Source organism: Micromonospora rubida, from assembly GCF_009908295.1.
Classification (GTDB): Bacteria; Actinomycetota; Actinomycetes; order Mycobacteriales; family Micromonosporaceae; genus Micromonospora; species Micromonospora rubida.
In genome coordinates this window covers 46,980-65,620 of the sequence record NZ_JAAALO010000010.1, presented here as the reverse complement: position 1 = coordinate 65,620, position 18,641 = coordinate 46,980, and the positions used below count along the sequence as shown (strand labels likewise).

General features: G+C 72.3%; 18 protein-coding genes and 1 pseudogene. 6 read left to right on the top strand and 13 right to left on the bottom strand.

Annotation, left to right across the window (positions count from 1 at the left end):
- Positions 1-44: 44 nt before the first annotated feature.
- Together dnaJ and hrcA are read right to left on the bottom strand one after the other, a co-directional pair.
- Positions 45-1,187, bottom strand: coding sequence for a molecular chaperone DnaJ (gene dnaJ, locus GVV04_RS27275; RefSeq protein WP_328822595.1), 1,143 nt, complete (start codon positions 1,185-1,187; stop codon positions 45-47).
- 73 nt (positions 1,188-1,260) lie between these two features.
- A complete protein-coding gene (gene hrcA, locus GVV04_RS27270) occupies positions 1,261-2,283 on the bottom strand; it encodes a heat-inducible transcriptional repressor HrcA (protein WP_161691852.1) in 1,023 nt (340 codons plus the stop codon).
- A gap of 267 nt (positions 2,284-2,550) precedes the next feature.
- Here hrcA and GVV04_RS27265 point away from each other — a divergent pair, with 267 nt between their 5' ends.
- Positions 2,551-3,228, top strand: a complete 678-nt coding sequence (locus GVV04_RS27265; RefSeq protein ID WP_161691851.1) for a DUF4870 domain-containing protein — start codon at positions 2,551-2,553, stop codon at positions 3,226-3,228.
- A 69-nt stretch (positions 3,229-3,297) separates the two neighbouring features.
- Here the strand turns inward: GVV04_RS27265 and hemW are convergent, their stop codons facing one another.
- Positions 3,298-4,521 (bottom strand): radical SAM family heme chaperone HemW, encoded by a 1,224-nt coding sequence (hemW, locus tag GVV04_RS27260; protein WP_161691850.1) that lies wholly within the window; start codon positions 4,519-4,521, stop codon positions 3,298-3,300.
- Positions 4,522-4,539: 18 nt separating this feature from the next.
- On the opposite strand from hemW, the gene GVV04_RS27255 reads away from it, so the two are divergent.
- From GVV04_RS27255 to GVV04_RS27245, 3 genes are all read left to right on the top strand, one after another.
- A complete protein-coding gene (locus GVV04_RS27255; protein ID WP_161691849.1) occupies positions 4,540-5,322 on the top strand; it encodes an enoyl-CoA hydratase-related protein in 783 nt (260 codons plus the stop codon).
- A gap of 238 nt (positions 5,323-5,560) precedes the next feature.
- Entirely contained in the window at positions 5,561-6,424 is an 864-nt protein-coding gene (locus tag GVV04_RS27250) for a hypothetical protein (protein WP_161691848.1), read from the top strand.
- Between the two features lie 219 nt (positions 6,425-6,643).
- On the top strand, positions 6,644-7,546 hold the full coding sequence (locus tag GVV04_RS27245; protein WP_161691847.1) for a phytanoyl-CoA dioxygenase family protein: 903 nt from the start codon (positions 6,644-6,646) through the stop codon (positions 7,544-7,546).
- 72 nt (positions 7,547-7,618) lie between these two features.
- Here the strand turns inward: GVV04_RS27245 and GVV04_RS27240 are convergent, their stop codons facing one another.
- From GVV04_RS27240 to GVV04_RS27200, 9 genes are all read right to left on the bottom strand, one after another.
- The gene (locus GVV04_RS27240; RefSeq protein WP_161691846.1) at positions 7,619-8,263 is read right to left on the bottom strand and encodes an MOSC domain-containing protein; all 645 of its coding nucleotides are present in this window, start codon (positions 8,261-8,263) and stop codon (positions 7,619-7,621) included.
- Between the two features lie 149 nt (positions 8,264-8,412).
- The gene (locus GVV04_RS27235) at positions 8,413-9,246 is read right to left on the bottom strand and encodes a carbohydrate ABC transporter permease (RefSeq protein WP_161692010.1); all 834 of its coding nucleotides are present in this window, start codon (positions 9,244-9,246) and stop codon (positions 8,413-8,415) included.
- 11 nt (positions 9,247-9,257) lie between these two features.
- A complete protein-coding gene (locus GVV04_RS27230; protein ID WP_161691845.1) occupies positions 9,258-10,244 on the bottom strand; it encodes a carbohydrate ABC transporter permease in 987 nt (328 codons plus the stop codon).
- Positions 10,241-11,530 (bottom strand): sugar ABC transporter substrate-binding protein, encoded by a 1,290-nt coding sequence (locus tag GVV04_RS27225; RefSeq protein ID WP_161691844.1) that lies wholly within the window; start codon positions 11,528-11,530, stop codon positions 10,241-10,243. Before GVV04_RS27225 ends, GVV04_RS27230 begins: the two co-directional genes overlap by 4 nt.
- A 345-nt stretch (positions 11,531-11,875) precedes the next feature.
- Positions 11,876-12,157, bottom strand: a complete 282-nt coding sequence (locus GVV04_RS27220) for a GlsB/YeaQ/YmgE family stress response membrane protein (protein WP_161691843.1) — start codon at positions 12,155-12,157, stop codon at positions 11,876-11,878.
- A 313-nt stretch (positions 12,158-12,470) separates the two neighbouring features.
- Positions 12,471-12,758: a GlsB/YeaQ/YmgE family stress response membrane protein gene (locus GVV04_RS27215; RefSeq protein WP_161691842.1), complete on the bottom strand. Its 288-nt coding sequence runs from the start codon at positions 12,756-12,758 to the stop codon at positions 12,471-12,473.
- A gap of 229 nt (positions 12,759-12,987) precedes the next feature.
- Entirely contained in the window at positions 12,988-14,865 is a 1,878-nt protein-coding gene (gene lepA / locus GVV04_RS27210) for a translation elongation factor 4 (protein WP_161691841.1), read from the bottom strand.
- 122 nt (positions 14,866-14,987) lie between these two features.
- Positions 14,988-15,521: a DUF4240 domain-containing protein gene (locus tag GVV04_RS27205; protein ID WP_161691840.1), complete on the bottom strand. Its 534-nt coding sequence runs from the start codon at positions 15,519-15,521 to the stop codon at positions 14,988-14,990.
- Between the two features lie 117 nt (positions 15,522-15,638).
- Complete coding sequence (locus GVV04_RS27200; protein ID WP_161691839.1) at positions 15,639-16,226, bottom strand: DUF4240 domain-containing protein; 588 nt, start codon at positions 16,224-16,226, stop codon at positions 15,639-15,641.
- A 157-nt stretch (positions 16,227-16,383) separates the two neighbouring features.
- On the opposite strand from GVV04_RS27200, the gene GVV04_RS27195 reads away from it, so the two are divergent.
- Together GVV04_RS27195 and rpsT are read left to right on the top strand one after the other, a co-directional pair.
- A complete protein-coding gene (locus GVV04_RS27195; RefSeq protein WP_161692009.1) occupies positions 16,384-17,406 on the top strand; it encodes a phosphotransferase family protein in 1,023 nt (340 codons plus the stop codon).
- A gap of 113 nt (positions 17,407-17,519) precedes the next feature.
- Entirely contained in the window at positions 17,520-17,786 is a 267-nt protein-coding gene (gene rpsT, locus GVV04_RS27190) for a 30S ribosomal protein S20 (protein ID WP_161691838.1), read from the top strand.
- A gap of 531 nt (positions 17,787-18,317) precedes the next feature.
- Here rpsT and GVV04_RS34865 read toward each other — a convergent pair.
- Positions 18,318-18,638 (bottom strand): annotated as a pseudogene (locus GVV04_RS34865) (hypothetical protein); the annotation flags it as partial.
- Positions 18,639-18,641: the final 3 nt, after the last annotated feature.

Genomic DNA, 18,641 nt, shown 5'->3' with positions numbered 1-18,641 from the left:
GCCGCCCCGGCGGGGACCGGGGCGGCGAGGCCGGAGGACCGGGGTCAGGGGTGCCCGTTGAACGCGTCGCGCATCCGGGAGAAGAAGCCGCCCTGTTTGGACAGCTCGGCGACCTCCTCGCCCCGGGTCTTGGCGAAGTCGCGCAGCATCTTCTCCTGGTCGGCGTCGAGCTTGGTCGGGGTCCGCACGTCGAGGTGGACGTAGAGGTCGCCGCGGCCGGTGCCACGCAGGTGCGGCACCCCCCGGGCGCGCAGCCGCAGGGTGCTGCCCGGCTGGGTTCCGGCCTTGACGTCGACCGTCTCCTCGCTGTCCAGCGTCTTGATGGTCAGCCGGGTGCCGAGCGCCGCGGCGGTCATCGGGACGGTCACCCGGCAGTGCAGGTCGTCGCCCTTGCGGGAGTAGACGTCGTGCGGGCGCTCGTGGATCTCCACGTACAGGTCGCCGGCGGTGCCGCCGCCCGGGCCGACCTCGCCCTGCTGGGCCAGCCGGATCCGCATGCCGTCCTCGACCCCGGCCGGGATCTTCACGGTCAGCGAGCGGCGGGTACGCACCCGCCCGTCGCCGGCGCAGGTCGGGCAGGGGTGCGGGATCGTGGTGCCGTACCCCTGGCAGACCGTGCACGGCCGGGCGGAGACCACCTGGCCGAGGAACGTGCGCTGCACCGACTGCACCTCGCCCCGGCCGCCGCACGCCTCGCAGGTGGCCAGGTGGGTGCCGGCGGCGGTGCCCGCGCCGGAGCAGGTGGTGCAGAGCACGGCGGTGTCGACGGTGATCGGCGCCTCGACGCCGAATGCCGTCTCGTGCAGGTCCAGCTCCAGTCGCAGGATCGCGTCGGCCCCCGGCCGGGTGCGCGGGCGTGGCCCGCGTGAGCCGCCGGCCGCGCCGCCGAAGAAGGCGTCCATGATGTCCTGGAAGCCGACGAACGGGCCGGCTCCGCCGGGCCCACCCGGGCCGGCGCCACCGCCGCCCGGGGCGAGCGGGTCACCGCCCAGGTCGACGATCTGCCGTTTCCGATCGTCCGAGAGGACCTCGTACGCGGCGTTGATCTCCTTGAACTTCTCCTGTGCCTCCGGGTCCGGATTCACGTCCGGGTGGAACTGCCGCGCCAGCTTGCGGTAGGCGCGCTTGATCTCGTCGTCGGAGGCTTCCCGGCCTACGCCGAGGATGCCGTAGTAGTCCCTGGCCACTGAGTTCCGTGTCCTCATGTTCGTCTCGCGTTGCGCCGGTCGGCGGCTGAAGCCGGCCGTCGGCCCTGACTGGTCAGTTCTGGGCCAGCAGCTCGCCCACGTAGCGTGCCACGGCCCGCACCGTGGCGATGGTGCCGGGGTAGTCCATCCGGGTGGGGCCGAGCACGCCCAGGCCGCCGAGCGCCGTCGCCCCCGGCCCGTACCCGGTGCTCACCACCGAGGCGGCGCGCAGGTTGTCGATCTCGTTCTCGTCGCCGATCAGCACCCGGGTGGTGGTCGACTCGGCCTCGCCGATGAGCTTGAGCATCACCACCTCCTCCTCCAGCGCCTCCAGGATCGGCCGCAGCGAACCCTGGAAGTCCAGCAGGCCGCCCCGGGTCAGGTTGGCGGTGCCGGCCAGCGCGATGCGCTCCTCGTGCCGCTCGACCAGCGTCTCCAGCAGCACCGTGGCCAGCGTGGTCATGGCCGGGCGCAGGTGCGCCGCAGACTCCTCGACCAGGGCCTGCACCAGCGGCGGGGTCTCCGACAGCCGGCTGCCGACCAGCTTCTCGTTGACCAGCCGGCGCAGGTCGGTGACGGTGTCGGCGGGGACCGGCGCGGGCAGCTCGACCAGCCGCTGCTCGACCCGCCCCGTGTCGGCGATCATCACCAGCATCAGCCGGGTGGTGGAGATCGGCACCAGCTCCAGGTGCCGCACCGAGGACCGGGCCAGCGACGGATACTGCACCACGGCGACCTGCCGGGTGAGCTGGGCCAGCAGCCGGACCGTGCGGTGCACCACGTCGTCCAGGTCGACGGCGCCGACCAGGAAGCGCTCGATGGCCCGACGTTCGGCCGGGCTGAGCGGCTTGACCCGGGAGAGCCGGTCGACGAAGAGCCGGTAGCCCCGGTCGGTGGGCACCCGCCCCGCGCTGGTGTGCGGCTGCCGGATGTACCCCTCCTCCTCCAGCACCGCCATGTCGTTGCGAACGGTCGCCGGGGAGACGCCGAGCTGGTGGCGCTCGACCAGGGCCTTGCTGCCGACCGGCTCCTGAGTGGCGACGTAGTCCTCGACGATGGCGCGGAGCACGGCGAGCTTGCGGTCGTCGAGACCCACTCCCCTTACCTCCTGTCGCACGTCGGTGCCCGTCGTCGCGGCGACGCCCCGGGCCTGCGCGCCGGCCGGCGAAGCCTGGCACTCGACTGTAATGAGTGCCAGTCTACGTCGGCTGCCCCTCCGTCGGTAAGATCACAGACGGACCATCGGTCCGGCTGCGGCCCCCGGGCGACGGGGCGGGGCCCCGGCCCCGCTGGCCGATCATCCCCTCGGCCCGACCAGTGTCGCTCTGGTGCCCCCTTGCCGGCAGCCCCTACCGTGGCGTGCATGACTGAACCACCTCGTCCTCCCGGAGCGGGCGACCCGGGCGGCTACCCGCCCGAGGCCAACCCGCCGTCGGCACCGTACGGCTCGTCGGCGGACGAGCCACCCACCGCACCACTTTCCGGGGCTCCCGGGGCGGGCGGCTATCCACCACCCGGCGGCTATCCACCACCCACCGGCGACCAGTCGCCGTCGGGCGGCTACCCGCCCCCCGGCAGCCAGCCCCCGCCGGCCGGCTACCACCCGGGCGGCTACGCCCCCGGTGGCACATACCCCCCGGGTGGCGGATATCCGACCGGCGGGGCGTACCCGGGCCCGACCGGCGGCTACCCCACCAACGACGACAAGACCTGGGCGCTGATCGCGCACTTCGGCGGCCCGCTCGGCGTGGTGGTCGGCGGCAGCCTGCTCGGCTGGGTCGCCCCGCTGATCGCGCTCGTGGTCAAGGGCCAGCAGTCGCCGACCGTGCGCGCGCACGCCGTCGCGGCGCTGAACTTCCAGCTCACCTGGGCGATCGCCCTGGTGATCAGCTTCGTGCTCGCCGTGGTCACCTGCGGGGTGCTGTTCTTCATCCCGCTGCTGGTCGCCCTGATTCCGATCATCTTCGGCATCATCGGCGGCCTCAAGGCCAACGAGGGCACGCTCTACCGCTACCCGATGACCTACAACCTCGTGAAGTGACCCGCACCGGCCGGCCTCGGTCGGGCCGGCCGGTGCCAGGCGGACGGGGGCGCGGGCCAGGGCGTCCCGTCAGGGCAGCAAATCGCGGACGACCGCGTCGGCCAGCAGCCGGCCGCGCAGGGTGAGCACGGCCCGGCCGGCCGAGTACCCGGCCGGGTCGAGCAGCCCGCCGGCCACGGCCCGCTCCGCGCCGGCCCGGCCGGGCGCGTCCAGCACGTCGAGCGGCAGGCCGGAGGCGAGCCGCAGGCGCAGCATCACGTCCTCCATGTGCGTCTCGCCGGGCGTGAGCACCTCCCGGGCCAGGCCGGGGGACTCCCCCGCCGCGAGCCGCTTCGCGTACGCGCTCGGATGCTTGACGTTCCACCAGCGCACCCCGCCGACGTGGCTGTGCGCCCCCGGGCCCAGGCCCCACCAGTCCGCGCCGGTCCAGTAGAGCAGGTTGTGCCGGCACCGGCCGGCCGGCGTGCGGGCCCAGTTGGACACCTCGTACCAGGAGAAGCCGGCCGCGCCGAGGGCTGCCTCCGCGGCCAGGTAGCGGTCCGCCGCCACGTCGTCGGAGGGGTACGGCAGCTCGCCGCGCCGCATCCGCGCGGCCAGCCGGGTGCCGTCCTCCACGATCAGGGCGTACGCGCTGACGTGGTCCACCCCGGCGGCGACCACCTGGTCGAGGGAGGCCGCGAAGTCCTCGGCGCTCTCCCCCGGGGTGCCGTAGATCAGGTCCAGGTTGACGTGGTCGAACCCGGCGTCGCGGGCCTCGGCCGCGGCGGCGGTGGCCCGGCCGGCGCTGTGCCGGCGGTCGAGCACGGCCAGCACTCCCGGCGCGGCGGACTGCATGCCCAGCGAGATCCGGGTGTACCCGGCCGCCCGCAGGGTCTTCAGCGACTCCGGCGTCACCGACTCCGGGTTGGCCTCGGTGGTCACCTCGGCGTCGGCGGCCAGCCCCCAGGTGCGGTCGATGCCGTCGAGGATCCGGGCCAGGTCGTCGGCGGGCAGCAGGGTGGGGGTGCCGCCGCCGACGAACACGGTGTCGACCCTCGGCGGTGGGGTGTCGCCGAGGACCCGGCCGGCGAGGGCCAGCTCGGCCAGCACCGTGTCGGCGTACGACTCGCGGCCGGCCCCGCCGCCCAACTCGTCGGCCGTGTACGTGTTGAAGTCGCAGTAGCCGCACCGGCTGGCGCAGAACGGCACGTGCACGTACACGCCGAAGCCGCGTGCGCCGACGGCGCGGGTGGCGGTGGCGGGCAGCGATCCGTCGACGGGGACGGCTTCGCCTTCTGGAAGGACGCCGGGCATGGCCACTAGTGTGCCCGCATGACCTCCTCCGACGCGCTCGTGCGGGTCGCCACGACCCGCGGGGTGACCACCCTCACCCTGAACAGCCCGCACAACCGCAATGCGCTCTCCACGCCGCTGATGACCGAGCTGCTGGCCGGGCTGTCCGCCGCGGTGGCCGACGACGCGGTCCGGGTGGTCGTGCTCGACCACACCGGCCCGGTGTTCTGCTCCGGCGCCGACCTGAAGGAGACCGCCGCCGCGTACGCCAGCGGGACGGTCCCGGCGGGAATGCTCGGCGACGTGCTCGCGGCGGTGTGGGAGTGCCCGAAGCCGGTGGTGGCCCGGGTGGCCGGGCCGGCGCGGGCCGGCGGGCTGGGCCTGATCGCGGCGGCCGACCTGGCGTTCTGCGCCCAGGAGGCGACGTTCGCCTTCACCGAGGTGCGGATCGGGGTGGTCCCGGCGGTGATCTCAGCGACCGTGCTTCCCCGACTGGCCCCCCGGGCGGCCGCCGAGCTGTACCTGACCGGCGACACCTTCGACGGCCGGCGGGCCGCCGAGATCGGCCTGGTCACCTCCGCCGTGTCGGCCGACGGGCTGGACGCGGCGGTGGAGCGGGCGTGCGCGTCGCTGGTGCGGGGCGCACCGCACGCGCTGGCCGGGGTGAAGGCCCTGCTGCGCCGGCCACCGGCCACCGACCTGCGCGCCGAGATCGCCGAGCTGGCCGCCGTGTCGACGGGATTCTTCCTCTCCGAGGAGGGGCGCGAGGGGGTGCTGGCGTTCCGGGAGAAGCGGGACGCGAGCTGGGTGCCGACCGCCTGAGGCGTTTCCCGGCCCGGCCGGCGGGAAAGCCCGCCGTCACCGCGCCCGTCGCGCCCCGCCGCCGGGCCGGACGGGACGCGCCGCTCTCGCGCCGGACGGGACGCGCCACCAGGCCGGACGGGACGCGCCGCCCTCGCGCACAAAATGTGGTCGACTCGCTACGGAACGGAGCGAATCGGTCGGACCAGCCGGTCAGCGACGGCGGGGACGTACTCTTGGCGGAGCCGTCGAACGGGGGGTGCGGGTGCGAGGTCGGGCAGTCGTCGCAGTCGGTGTCGTCGTCGCCGTCGTCGCAGTCGTCGGGATCTGGCTCGTGATCCGCCAGGCGGGTGAGCGACTGCGGCTCCCCCTGTCCAGCCGGACCTGCGTCGTGCAGGCGGACGGCCAGGTGCGCCTCGACGCCGACCAGATGGCCAACGCCGCCACCATCGCGGCGATCGGCACCCAACGGAAGATGCCGGAGCGCGCCGTGGTGGTGGCTCTCGCCACGGCGTACCAGGAGTCCGGGCTGCGCAACCTCGACGGCGGCGACCGCGACTCGGTGGGGCTGTTCCAGCAGCGGCCGAGCCAGGGCTGGGGCACCGAGGCGCAGATCGGCGACCCGCGATACGCGACCAACAAGTTCTACGCCGCCCTCAAGCGGGTGCGCGGCTGGGAGAAGATGCGGGTCACCGAGGCGGCACAGAGGGTGCAGCGCTCGGCCTACCCGGAGGCGTACGAGAAGTGGGCCGACGAGTCGCAGGTGTTGACCCGGGCGCTGCTCGGTCAGGCGACCGGGGCCGTGGCCTGCACCGTGGGGTCGACGCCGGTGATGCGCGGCGAGGCCGCAGCGGCGGCGCTGACCCGGGGCCTGAGCCTGGACTGGGCGCCGCCGGGGACGGTGTCGCCGGCCGAGCTGACCGGGCTCGCCGTGCCGGCCACCGACCAGCGCGACGGCTGGCGGTACGCCCACTGGCTCGTCTCACACGCCTCCGACCACGGGGTGAAGCGGGTCCGCTTCGGCGGGTTGGAGTGGACCGCCGAGGCCGGCACCTGGGATCGGGTGGCCGATGCCCCGGCTGCCGACCGGCGGGTCGTCGCGGAGGTCTTCGGCGACTCCTGACCGCCCCGGATCTTCCCACCGACGGTCACCGCACAATCCGGCATAGGGGGGCACTTTCCCCGAGCAAGCCCCAGATTGTGACCCTCCGCACCCGACCGGCTGCCGATCGTCGGGCCACCGTCCGGGGCCGGGCGGGCGCGACGCCCACCCCGATACCGGCGCAGTACCATCGGCTGCCTGTGCCAGAAATGGTTTCCTCATGGGGAGGGGTACTACGCGGTGTTCGATTACGACGGCCGGACCGGCTACGAACCGATCAGCGACACCGATCGCAAGGAGTTTCACGAGCAGGGGTTCCTCCTGCTGCGGAACGTGCTGACGGAGGACCACCGGGCCGCCCTGGAGGAGGCCGTCGACCGCGTCTACGCGGAGGAGCAGACCAAGGGCAACACCACCAAGGACGGCACCCTGCACCTGCTGGGCTTCCTTGATCGGGACGAGCTCTTCGGCAACCTGCTCACCCACCCGATCGCCTTCCCGTACATGTGGGGCCTGGCCGGGTGGAACATCTACACCCACCACAACCACCTGGACGTCACCCCGCCGGCGGCGGAGCCGGAGAAGCCGTACTGGGGTTGGCACCAGGACGGGTACCGGCAGAACTCCGACCCGGAGACGATGGACCCGAACCTGCCCCGGCCGATGTTCTCGCTGAAGGTGGCGTACGTGCTCTCCGACCTGTCGGAGACCGGGCGCGGCGCGACCAAGGTCATCCCGGGCAGCCACCTGTGGAACTCCCTGCCCCGGCCGGACGACCTGACGGTGCACAACCCGGACCCGGAGGGCACGGTGGAGATCACCGCCAAGCCGGGCGACGCGTTCATCTTCGACCGCCGCCAGTGGCACTCCCGGTCGACGAACCTGTCCTCCATCACCCGCAAGATGCTTTTCGTCGGCTACACCTACCGGTGGATCCGCCCCCTCGACGAGCTGCACATCGACCCGGAGAGCGAGTGGTGGGCCAACCGCACGCCGGTGCAGCGCCAGCTCTGCGGCGAGGGCACCCACACCGCGAACTACTGGGGCATCAACTGGAACGGGTACGTCGACGACGAGATCCCGCTGCGCAAGGAGCTCAAGGAGCGCGGCCAGCTCGACCGCAACATCCCCTGGCTCCGCTGACGCGATAGGCGAGGGGCCTCCTGTCGGCGCGCGTCGCACACGGCAGGAGGCCCCTCCGCACGCCCGGCGCGGTCAGGGCCGCCCTGCGGCGAGGCGGCGGCGGGCCTTCTCCCGGACCGACTCCGGCAGCTCGGGGACGTCGAGCAGCCGGGGCAGCAGCTCCGGCTCCAGGGTGCCGGCCCGGAACACCTCGCCGACGGTGACCCCGTGCGCCGGCCGGTCCACCACCTCGACCGGGTCGCCCGCGCCGACCTCGCCCTCCCGGAGCACCCGCAGGTACGCCCCGGGCGCGGCCCGCGCGGTGAACCGCTTGATCAGGTCGGGCACGCCCCAGAACCCGGCGAACGTGGTGCACGGCGTGCGCGGCTTGGTCACCTGGAGCAGGGCCGAGCCGACCAGCCACTGTTCCCCGATCACCGCCCCGGTCACGTCCACGGCGTACGTGGTCAGGTTCTCGCCGAAGCCACCCGGCCGGACGTCCCGGCCCAGCTCGGCCGCCCACCAGGCCGCGTCCTCCTCGGCGTACGCGTAGACCGTCTGGTCGGGGCCGCCGTGGTGGGCCCGTTCCGCGATGAAGTCCCCGTCGACGCCATCGGCCCGCAGCAGCACCGGCCCGTCGACCGGTCGCTTGTCGATCCCGCTGCGGCCGCTCGCGTCGCCCGCCCACTCCGCCTCGGTCACCACGCCGAGGTTCACCGCCACCAGCCTGCCCGTCATGGCGCCAGCCTACGGTGCGGCCTCCGCGACCGCCGTCCCCGGAACGGCCTCCGGCGACCGCCGTTCCCGGAGCGGCCGAGGCCTCGCCGCCGGGCGACGGGCAGGGTCCACTCCGGACGTCACGCGCCCGGCCGGCCCCTGCCCGCGCCTCAGCCCTTGACGGCGCCCGCCACCAGGCCGGAGACCATCCGGCGCTGCACCAGCAGGAAGAAGATGATCACCGGTAGGGCGAACAGCGTCGAGGCGGCCATCACCGGCCCCCACGCGGTGTCGTCCCGGCCGAAGAAGAACGTCATCGCCACCGGCAGGGTGTACCGGTCCTGATCGTTGATGAACGTCAGCGCGAAGATCAGCTCGTTCCAGGCGGTGATGAAGGAGAAGATGCTGGTCGCCACCAGGCCGGGCGCGACCAGCGGGAACAGGATGCGGCGGAAGGTCTGAAACCGGCTCGCCCCGTCGATCGCCGCGGCCTCCTCGAGTTCCTTGGGCACCGCGGCCACGAAGCCGCGCAGCATCCAGACCGCGAACGGCAGCGAGAATCCGAGGTAGGTGAGGATCAGGCTGGGCAGGGTGTTGTAGAGGCCCAGCCGCTGGATCATCAGGAACAGCGGGATGACCAGCGCCTCCAGCGGAATCATCTGCACCACCAGCAGCATGATCAGGAAGCTGGTCCGCAGCTTGAACCGGAACCGGGCCACCGCGGTCGCCGCGAGCAGCGCGACCAGGCCGCTGAGCACCACGGTCGAGACCGCCACCAGGAGGCTGTTGAGGAAGAAGTCCGCGAACGTCACGCCGGGGATCAGGTTCCCGGTAAGGATCTCCCGGTAGTGCTCCAGCGTCGGATGGGCCGGCACCGGCCGGGGCGTGGCCGAGAAGATCTCCCGGTTCGGCTTGAGCGACGTCGCGATCATCCAGTAGACCGGGAACGCCGCGAAGAGCGCCACCAGCAGGCCCGCGCCGTTGAGGGCGACCCGCCTCACCATCGTGCCGCGCTTCACGACTCCTCCTCCTGCTTGAGCACCATCCGCACGTAGAGGCCGGTCACCAGCAGCAGGATCAGCGTGAGGATGACGGCGACCGCCGCGCCCAGGCCGTACTTGGGGGGCGGGGAGAACGCCTCGGCGTACGAGTAGATCGAAAGCATGAACGTCGGCCGGTCCTGGGTGCCGCCGGCCAGCACGAACTGCTGGGTGAAGACCTTGAAGTCCCAGATGGTGGAGAGCACCACCAGGATCCCGAAGACCGGGCGCAGCAGCGGGAAGGTGATCCTCCAGAACACCTTCCACGAGCTGGCCCCGTCCACCCGGGCGGCCTCGTGTAACTCGCTCGGCACGCTCTTGAGCCCGGCCAGCACGCTGACGGCGATGAACGGGAAGGAGTGCCAGACCACCACGAGGGTGAGGATCGAGAAGAACAGCAGCGGCGAATTGAACCAGCCGTAGCCGGTCCAGTCGGCGCGCCCGAACAGCGCGTTCGACAGCCCGTCAGGCAGGGCGTTGAACATCCAGGTCACCAGGCCGGAGGTGTCGTCGAACATCCACTTCCACACGATGGTGCCGGTCAGCGCCGGGGTGGCCCAGGCCAGCATCACGCAGCTCGCGACGAAGGTGGCCATCCGCTTGCCCAGCCGGTTGAGCAGCAGCCCGACCAGGGTGCCCAGGATCATCGTCAGGGCCACGTTGGCCACGGCGAACAGGACCGTGTTGCGCAGCACCGTCAGGAAGAACGGGTCCCCGAGGATCTCGGCGTAGTTGCCGAAACCCACCCAGGGCCATTCCCGGTCGCCGCGCAACTGCCGGACGTTGTTCAGCCGGAAGAAGGACATCGCCACCACCTGGCCGAGCGGCCACAGCAGCAGCACGCAGATGACCACCAGGCAGGGCAGGAGCAGCAGGTAGGGCAGGCGGTCCACCCGGCGACGCCGCCGCGCGGGATTCTCCCGCGCGGCGGACGTCTCCGACGCCTTGGTCAGGGTGGTCACTTCGCGTTGAGGATGCTTTCCATCTCGGCAGCCGCCTCGGCGGTGGCCTTCTCGACCGTCTTCTGACCCTTGATGACCGAGCTGTTCATGGCCTGGGTCACCGTCTTCGTGCGGCTGGCCTCGACCCACTTCGGGGTGAGCGGGGTCAGCTTCGTGTTCTGCATCGTCGTGGCGAATGCCGCCATGAACTTGTCGTTGGCGTACTCGCCGCCGCTGACCAGGTCGGAGTAGACCGGGAAGAAGCCGAGGCTGCTGGCGAACTCCTTGTCCTTCTGCTTGCTCAGCAGCACGGTCAGGTAGTCCCAGGCGAGGTCCTGCTTCTTGCTGTCCTTCCACAGGGCGATGTCCGAGCCGCCCGCGAAGGCCGGGGCCGGCTTGCCGTCCGGGCCGGGGATGGGGAAGGTGCCCCAGACCTTCTCGATCTCGGGGTTGTCCTTCTTGATCGCGCCGGCCTGCCAGCTACCGCCGAAGGCCATCGCGGCCTTGCCGGTGGCGAACTGGGTCCGGGCGTCGATCTCGTTCCACCCGGCGGCGGCCGGCGGGGCGACCTTGTGCACGGTGACCATGTCGGTCCAGAACTTGACCGCCTTCTGGGCCTCCGGGGTGTTGTAGCCGGACTTCCAGCTGTCACCCTGCTTGGTGGCGATCTCGCCGCCCGCGCCCCAGAGGAAGGAGTAGAACGGCAGCTCCGAGTTGCCCGGCAGCGCGATGCCGTAGGTGCCCGGCTTCTTCGCCTGGACGGCCTTCGCGGCGGCGACCAGCTCGTCCCAGCTCGTCGGCGGCTTCACGCCGGCCTCGGCGAACCAGTCGGTGCGGTAGTACAGCGCGCGGACGCCGGCGTACCACGGCACGCCGTACTGCTTGCCGTCGAGCTGGGCGTTCTTGACCAGGTCGGGGAGGATGTCCTTGCCCTCGGACCAGCCACCGAGCTTGCCGGTGACGTCGGCGAGCGCCTCCTGGGCGGCCCAGCCCTGGGTCTCGGTGTTGCCGAGCTCGGTGACGTCGGGTCCCTCACCGCCGGCGAGCGCCGCCTGGAACTTCTTCGGCGCCTCGAGCCAGGGAATGTACTGCACGACCACGTCGGTGTCGGGGTGCTTCTTCTTGAACTCGGTCTCGACGCCGTCGAGGAACTTGGTCTGCGCCTCGCTGCCCTCGCCCATCATCCAGACCGTCAGCTTGCTGTTGTCCGCGGCCTCGTCGTCCCCCGAGCCGCCGCAACCGGCGAGCACCATCGCGGCCGACGCCACCACGGCGGTGACCGGGGCCAGCCGTTTCCACCTGTTCACGCCACATCTCCCTCGCGCCGTCCTGGCACTAACCTTCTGCGCCGCACCTTAGTAGGAAAATTTCCTTTACGACAGGGGGTGGGGTCCCGAGGTGCAGCCGGTCGATGGCCGGTTGCCCGGAAGCGAGGCGACGGTACCGCAGGCGGGGGCGCGGGGGCAGTCCCAACATCGGCCAGAAGTGGGCGTAACGCAGCGAGCGGGGGCCCCCCCCGGGGGGGGGGGGGCCCCCCGCCCGCCGGGGGGGTTAAACCGGGGGGGAGCCCCGGCCACCGGCCACACGTGGGCGTAACGCAGCGCGCGGGCGCCCGACCGGTGAGGTCGGGCGCCCGCTCGCGGACGGTGCTGTTACCGGTGGCTGACGCCGCGGCGACCACCCACGCCGGCCACGATCGCGACCGCGATGGCGGCGACGACGACCTGCACCAGCAGCTCGGTCCAGTCGACCCCGGCGGTGTCGGTGGAGATGCCGATGGCGTTGGCCAGCACGGTGCCGAGCAGGGCCGCGCCCACACCGACGAGCATGTGCAGCCAGATCGGCATGTTCTGCCGGCCCGGCACGACCAGGCGGCCCAGGGCGCCCACGATCAGACCGACGATGAGCGCGGTGATGATTCCGGTAACGGTCATGGTCGTTCTCCTTCAGAAGGCTTCATAAGTATTGATCGCTGTGGTGACAACTAAGTTCCCGGCCCACCGAAAACCCAAACCCGTCATCCGGACATTGCCTGGGGCAACCGCCACTCGGGACATCTGGTCAGCTCAGGCTGCCTGCGGCTGCCCCTCGGCGCAATCGCCCACCCTGCGGGCACACCGGAACGCACATTCACGAGAGACACTCGTGCACACTTTTCGCCTTCGGCACGGCGCGGAAAGGCCGGACGCACGCGAGGGGCGCCCGACCACTGTGGTCGGGCGCCCCTCGGGAGAAAACGGCGTGCCGTTACCGGTGGCTGACGCTCCGGCGACGGCCGACACCGGCGACCAGGGCCACGGCGACGGCGGCCAGCACGACCTGCACCAGCAACTCGGTCCAGTCGATCCCGGCCGTCTCGGTGGCGATGCCCACGGCGCGGGCGAGCACGGTGCCGAGCAGCGCGGCGCCGACACCGATCAGCATGTGCAGCCAGATCGGCATGTTCTGCCGGCCCGGGACGACCAGGCGGCCCAGAGCGCCGACGATGAGACCAACAACGAGTGCGGTGATGATGCCCCAAACGGTGAGCTCCACGGTCGCCCTCCTCCTAAAGATGTGTCACAACGGTGTGTTGTTGCTGTCGTGACCGCTAAGTTCCCGAGGGCCCGAAAATCCAAACCGGGTTCGCCGCCGATCTGCTGCCGCACGTCGATGCCGCCACCTCTCCGCACCCCCAGGGGCGGCAAAAGGCCAGGTGGAAGGGCTCCCACCGCCCCTGGGCGCGCGTTGCCGGGCCCGGAAAAATCCTTCCGGTACGCCCGGACTACTTCTTGCCGGCGGTCTTGCCGTCGCCGTCGTCGGAGGAGAGGGCGGCGATGAAGGCCTCCTGGGGGACCTCGACCCGGCCCACCATCTTCATCCGCTTCTTGCCCTCCTTCTGCTTCTCCAGCAGCTTGCGCTTGCGGCTGATGTCACCGCCGTAGCACTTGGCGAGCACGTCCTTGCGGATGGCCCGGATGGTCTCCCGGGCGATCACCCGGCTGCCGATCGCGGCCTGGATGGGCACCTCGAACTGCTGCCGGGGAATCAGCTTGCGCAGCTTCGCCGCGATGGTGACGCCGTAGTTGTACGCCTTGTCCTTGTGCACGATGGCGCTGAACGCGTCCACCGGCTCGCCGTGCAGCAGGATGTCCACCTTGACCAGGTCGGACGCCTGCTCGCCCGAGGGCTCGTAGTCCAGCGAGGCGTAGCCCTTGGTGCGGCTCTTGAGCTGGTCGAAGAAGTCGAAGATGATCTCCGCGAGGGGCAGCGTGTAGCGCAGCTCCACCCGGTCGGCCGAGAGGTAGTCCATCCCGAGCAGGTTGCCCCGGCGGCCCTGGCACAGCTCCATCACCGCGCCCACGTAGTCGTTCGGGGTGAGCACGGTGGCCCGCACGACCGGCTCGTACACCTCGGCGATCCGGCCGGCGGGGTACTCGCTCGGGTTGGTCACGACGATCTCCTGGCCGTCCTCCGTGATGGCCCGGTAGACCACGTTCGGCGCGGTGGAGATCAGGTCGAGGTTGTACTCCCGCTCCAGCCGCTCCCGGATGATCTCCAGGTGCAGCAGGCCGAGGAAGCCGCACCGGAAGCCGAAGCCGAGGGCACCGGAGGTCTCCGGCTCGTAGTCGAGCGCGGCGTCGTTGAGCTTGAGCTTGTCCAGCGCCTCGCGCAGGTTGGGGTAGTCGGATCCGTCGATCGGGTAGAGGCCGGAGTAGACCATCGGCTTCGGGTCCTTGTAGCCGCCGAGCGCCTGCGTCGCCGGCCTGGCGTTGATGGTGACCGTGTCGCCGACCCGGGACTGGCGGACGTCCTTCACGCCGGTGATCAGGTAACCCACCTCGCCGACGCCGAGCGCGTCGGCCTTCACCATCTCCGGCGAGATGACGCCGATCTCCAGCAGTTCGTGGACGGCCCCGGTGGACATCATCTTGATCCGGTCCCGGGCGCCGATCCGGCCGTCGATCACCCGGACGTAGGTGACCACGCCCCGGTAGACGTCGTACACCGAGTCGAAGATCATCGCCCGGGCGGGCGCGTCGGCGTCGCCGACCGGCGGGGCGAGCTGCCGGACGATCTCGTCGAGCAGGTACGGCACGCCGACGCCGGTCTTGCCGGAGACCCTGATGCAGTCCGACGGCTCGCAGCCGATCAGGTGGGCCAGTTCCTCGGCGTACTTCTCGGGCTGGGCGGCCGGCAGGTCGATCTTGTTGAGCACCGGGATGATCCGCATGTCGTTCTCGAGCGCCAGGTAGAGGTTCGCCAGGGTCTGCGCCTCGATGCCCTGGGCGGCGTCGACCAGCAGGACCGCCCCCTCGCAGGCGGCGAGCGACCGGGACACCTCGTAGGTGAAGTCGACGTGGCCCGGGGTGTCGATCATGTTGAGCACGGCCTGTTCGCCGACCCGGTCGCCCTCGCGGACCGTCCACGGCATCCGGACGGCCTGGCTCTTGATGGTGATGCCGCGCTCGCGCTCGATGTCCATCCGGTCGAGGTACTGCGCGCGCATCTGCCGGGGGTCGACCACGCCGGTGAGCTGCAGCATCCGGTCAGCCAGGGTCGACTTCCCGTGGTCGATGTGGGCGATGATGCAGAAGTTCCGGATGCGCGCCGGGTCGGTGGCACCGGGAGCGTTCGCGCCGGAATCGAGCGTCGGTGGCACAGCGGTCCGTTCTGGTCGGCTGACGTGAGCGGGCCGACGCGACGCCGGCCCCCTCTATGATCCCACGTCGCCCCGGGCCCGATCGGATCACTCCTCCCGCCGCCCGGGGCGGGGCCGGCGGCTCACTCCTCGGGCGGCTCGACGAAGAGCGCGGCAAGCTTCGGCAGCCGGCGCTGGGCCTCCTCCTCGTCGTCGAAGTCCCAGAACTCGCCCAGCTCCGGGTAGGGCGTCTCCGGGACCGCCGGCAGCTCGCTGGCGGTCGCCTTCCGATACGCCTCCTCGGCGACCGTGAGCATCTGCTCGGCCTCGAACTCCTCGCCGGTGAGCGCCGCCTGACGGATCTGCGGCAGCGCCGCCAGCGAGTCCGGGTCGGCCACCGCGCGAGCGAAAACCTCCCGGCCCTGGGTGATCAGCCAGCCCCGGAAGTACTCGAAGCCGTCGTCGGACGCGCCCCCGTTGATCAGGTACGCCGCGCCCCAGAGATCAGCGCGGTAGGACGCCACCATGACTCGGCGCTGGTGCTGCGCGTACCCGACGATGTCGGCGGCATCGCGCTCGGCCAGCAGCGCGACGGCCCGGGCGGCGACCGGCCCGGCCGCGCCGCCCCCGCCGGCCCGGGCCCGGTCGATCAACTGCCAGAAGTCGTCGGTCCTCATGCTCCGCAGTCTGACAGAGCCGGCCGCCGCCACGGCGGTCGCGCGGGTCGTGGCGGTCCCGCACGGCACGCGCGGGCCCTGCGCCGACCCGGGCGGGCAGGCCACGGGCACCGCGGGTCACGGGCGGCCGGGCGCGGGCGGGAACATCGCCGCCAGGTGCGGGTACCGCCGGGCGAACTCCGCCGGATCGTCCGACTCCTCCGGCTCATCGCCGAGGTCCGGCGATTCGTCGCCCGGCTCGCCGACGCGCGCGAGCATCGCGTCCTCCAGACCCTCGGCGACACCGGTGATCCGCTCGTACGCCTCGCCCGCCACGTAATCGAGGGACTCCCAGTCCGGCCACTCGTCGTCGGACCACTCCCGAGTGGGGCGGCCGGCCAGCCGGCACACCTGGGGAACGTCGGCCAGGGTGTCCGGAGCCGCCACCGCCCGCTCGAAGACCGGCCGCCCCAACCCGACCAACCACGCCTGGAAGTAGCGGAACCCGTCGTCGGAGCAGAGCCCACCGCAGATCCGCAGCGCGGCGTCCCAGAGCCGCGTGGTGTCGGCCCGGGCGTGGGCCTCGTCCAGCCGAAGCTGAAAGTCGACCACCTCCGTCGCGGGGAGGCCGGCGAGCCGGTCCGTGAGCCAGGTCAGCCGTCCGGCCGGGTCGCCGGCGGCCCGGTCGGACGCCTCCACCAGCGCCCAGAATTCCTCGGTGTCCACGGCGGCATCATCGCGCGGCGGCACGACATTCCGCCGGGGCCGGCACGGGCTGCGTGAGCGGGGCGGCGTTGCGGGCGAGGTCGGCGAGGTGGCGGCGGGCAGGGTCAACGGCGCCCGGCGGGCGGTGCACCGGGCACGGGTGGGGCAGCATGGTCGGATGGTCCCGATCTCACTCCCCCCGGTGCCGTACGACGCGACCGCGCTGCGCCCCGGCTGGGCGGAACTGCCGGCCGGCCTGCGGGCGGCGGTGACCGCCCGACTGGGCGGCCCGGTGGCGGCGGCCCGGGTGGCCGGGGCCGGATTCACCCGGGGCTTCGCCGCCGTGCTGGAGACCGCCGACGGGCGGCGGACCTTCGTCAAGGCGGCCTCGCTGACCGAGCAGCGGCACCTCGCCGACTGGTACGCCCGGGAGGCCGCCGTCCTGGACCGGCTCCCCGCCGGCCTGCCGGTCCCCCGCCCGCGCTGGACGGTGGCGACGGCCGGCTGGTACGCGCTCGGCCTGGACGCGATCGACGGTCGCACGCCCGCACTGCCGTGGACCCCGGCGGACCTCGACGCGACCCTCGCCGGGTACGCCGAGGTGGCCGCCGCGCTGGCCGACCCGCCCGCCGAACTGGTGGGGCTCGACCTGCCCCGGCTCGCCGATCTGGCCCGGGAGGACATCCTCTGGTGGGGCGAGGTGGCCGCCGGCCGGGAGCCGGCCCCGGAGCTGCCGCCCTCGGCCCGGGACCGGCTGCCCGAGCTGGTCGCGCTGGAGTCGCGCCTGCCCGGGTACGCCGAGCGCGGCGGGCTGGCCCACGGCGACCTGCGGCTGGACAACGTACTCGTCGATCCGAACGGCCGGGCGTGGTTCTGCGACTGGACCTGGATCTGCCACGGGCCGGCCTGGTTCGACCTGGTCAGCCTGCTGATCACCGCCCACGCCAGCGGCCTGGCCGCCGACGGGCTCTTCGCCGGGCACCCGGCGGCGGCCGGCGCACCCCCGGACGCCCTGGACGTGACCCTCGCCGCGCTCTCCGGGTACCTGCTCACCTCGGCCGCAGCCGGGCCGACGAGCGCGTCACCGCACATCCGGGCACACCAGCGGTGGAGCGGCGGGCAGGCGCTGGGCTGGCTCGCCGTCCGGCAGGGCTGGGCGGCGGCGGGCCGGGAACCGACCACCTCGGGGCCGCAGAAGTGAGCCGTTTTGGCTCGTCCGGGCGGACCTGGTAACCTGGCCATTCGCGCAGCGATGACGCATGCTCGTCGCAGCGGAATGCAGACCATACCGAGCTATCAAGACGAGGCTGTCGCGTGGCGAACATCAAGTCCCAGATCAAGCGCAACCGGCAGAACGAGAAGCGCCGGCTGCGTAACAAGTCGGTCAAGTCGTCGCTGAAGACCGCCATCCGCAAGTTCCACGAGGCTGCGGAGGCCGGTGACTCCGAGAAGGCCACCGTCCTCATGCAGGACGCCTCGCGCAAGCTTGACAAGGCTGTCAGCAAGGGCGTGATCCACTCGAACCAGGCGGCGAACCGCAAGTCGGCGATCGCCAAGCGCGTGACCTCGCTCGCTGCCTGACTGACGTCCACAGACCTGACCGGAAGCCCCGGGACCAACCGGGGCTTCCGGCTTTCTGTGCGTCCGCGCCGACCTCCCGCGCGTCGGCTCCGGCGCGCTGCGTAGCCCGCTCTGGGGTTTCCGTGCTGCGGGCACGTTCGCAGCCCATGTCCCGGACCGGGCTGACCAGCCGACTCGTCCTCAACCGCCGCACCATCGGGGGCACCCGGGCTCGCTCGGCGACCCGCGCCTGGATCAGGGGCGGGGACCGGGGGTGTGCTCCGGGCGGGTGTGATCCGGGAGGCCGGGCTCCGCACGGCGGAGCCCGTGGCGGGGCCGTTCTGCGCGTCCCGCCGGCTCGGGATGGACGAGAACGCCCGGGATGGCCCGCGAGGCCGAACCCGGAGCGTCGCGCGGGCCAGCACCGGACGAACTGGCGACACCGATCGCGCCCCGGCCACCAGCGCCCCCGCCCGCGTGACCGGTGCCCGCGTGACCAGCCGCACCCCGGGCAGCGTGACCAGCCGCCCCGGGACGGCCACCGACGCCGTGGACCGTGGCACGCCCGACCACGGGCTCCATCTGCCGGCGGAACCGGTCCCGCTCCTGCTCCGGCACGAGCGCGGCCGTCCGGACCACCGCCTCCGCCACCATGTCGTTCAGCTTGACCATCGCCGCCACGGCGGCGGGCAGCACGAGCACCGCCCACCAGGTCACCAGCTCGGCCAGGGCGAGCAGGACGGCCAGCGCGACGGCACCCTCGAAGAAGAGGAAGCAGAGCACCCCGCCGGGGTTGACGAAGCGCAGGCCGAGGGCCCGGGCGTAGAGGGGGCGATACCGCTCCTGGGCGGAGGGGACCGTCGCCCACGACACCCG

Bases quoted from the DNA above. Each gene is read 5' to 3' on its own strand.
- GVV04_RS27220 (WP_161691843.1), bottom strand. From the start codon at position 12,157: ATGACCGTTACCGGAATCATCACCGCGCTCATCGTCGGTCTGATCGTG.
- GVV04_RS27195 (WP_161692009.1), top strand. From the start codon at position 16,384: ATGGTCCCGATCTCACTCCCCCCGGTGCCGTACGACGCGACCGCGCTG.
- GVV04_RS27240 (WP_161691846.1), bottom strand. From the start codon at position 8,263: ATGACGGGCAGGCTGGTGGCGGTGAACCTCGGCGTGGTGACCGAGGCG.
- GVV04_RS27235 (WP_161692010.1), bottom strand. From the start codon at position 9,246: ATGGTGAGGCGGGTCGCCCTCAACGGCGCGGGCCTGCTGGTGGCGCTC.
- GVV04_RS27255 (WP_161691849.1), top strand. From the start codon at position 4,540: ATGACCTCCTCCGACGCGCTCGTGCGGGTCGCCACGACCCGCGGGGTG.
- hemW (WP_161691850.1), bottom strand. From the start codon at position 4,521: ATGCCCGGCGTCCTTCCAGAAGGCGAAGCCGTCCCCGTCGACGGATCG.
- GVV04_RS27205 (WP_161691840.1), bottom strand. From the start codon at position 15,521: ATGAGGACCGACGACTTCTGGCAGTTGATCGACCGGGCCCGGGCCGGC.
- GVV04_RS27265 (WP_161691851.1), top strand. From the start codon at position 2,551: ATGACTGAACCACCTCGTCCTCCCGGAGCGGGCGACCCGGGCGGCTAC.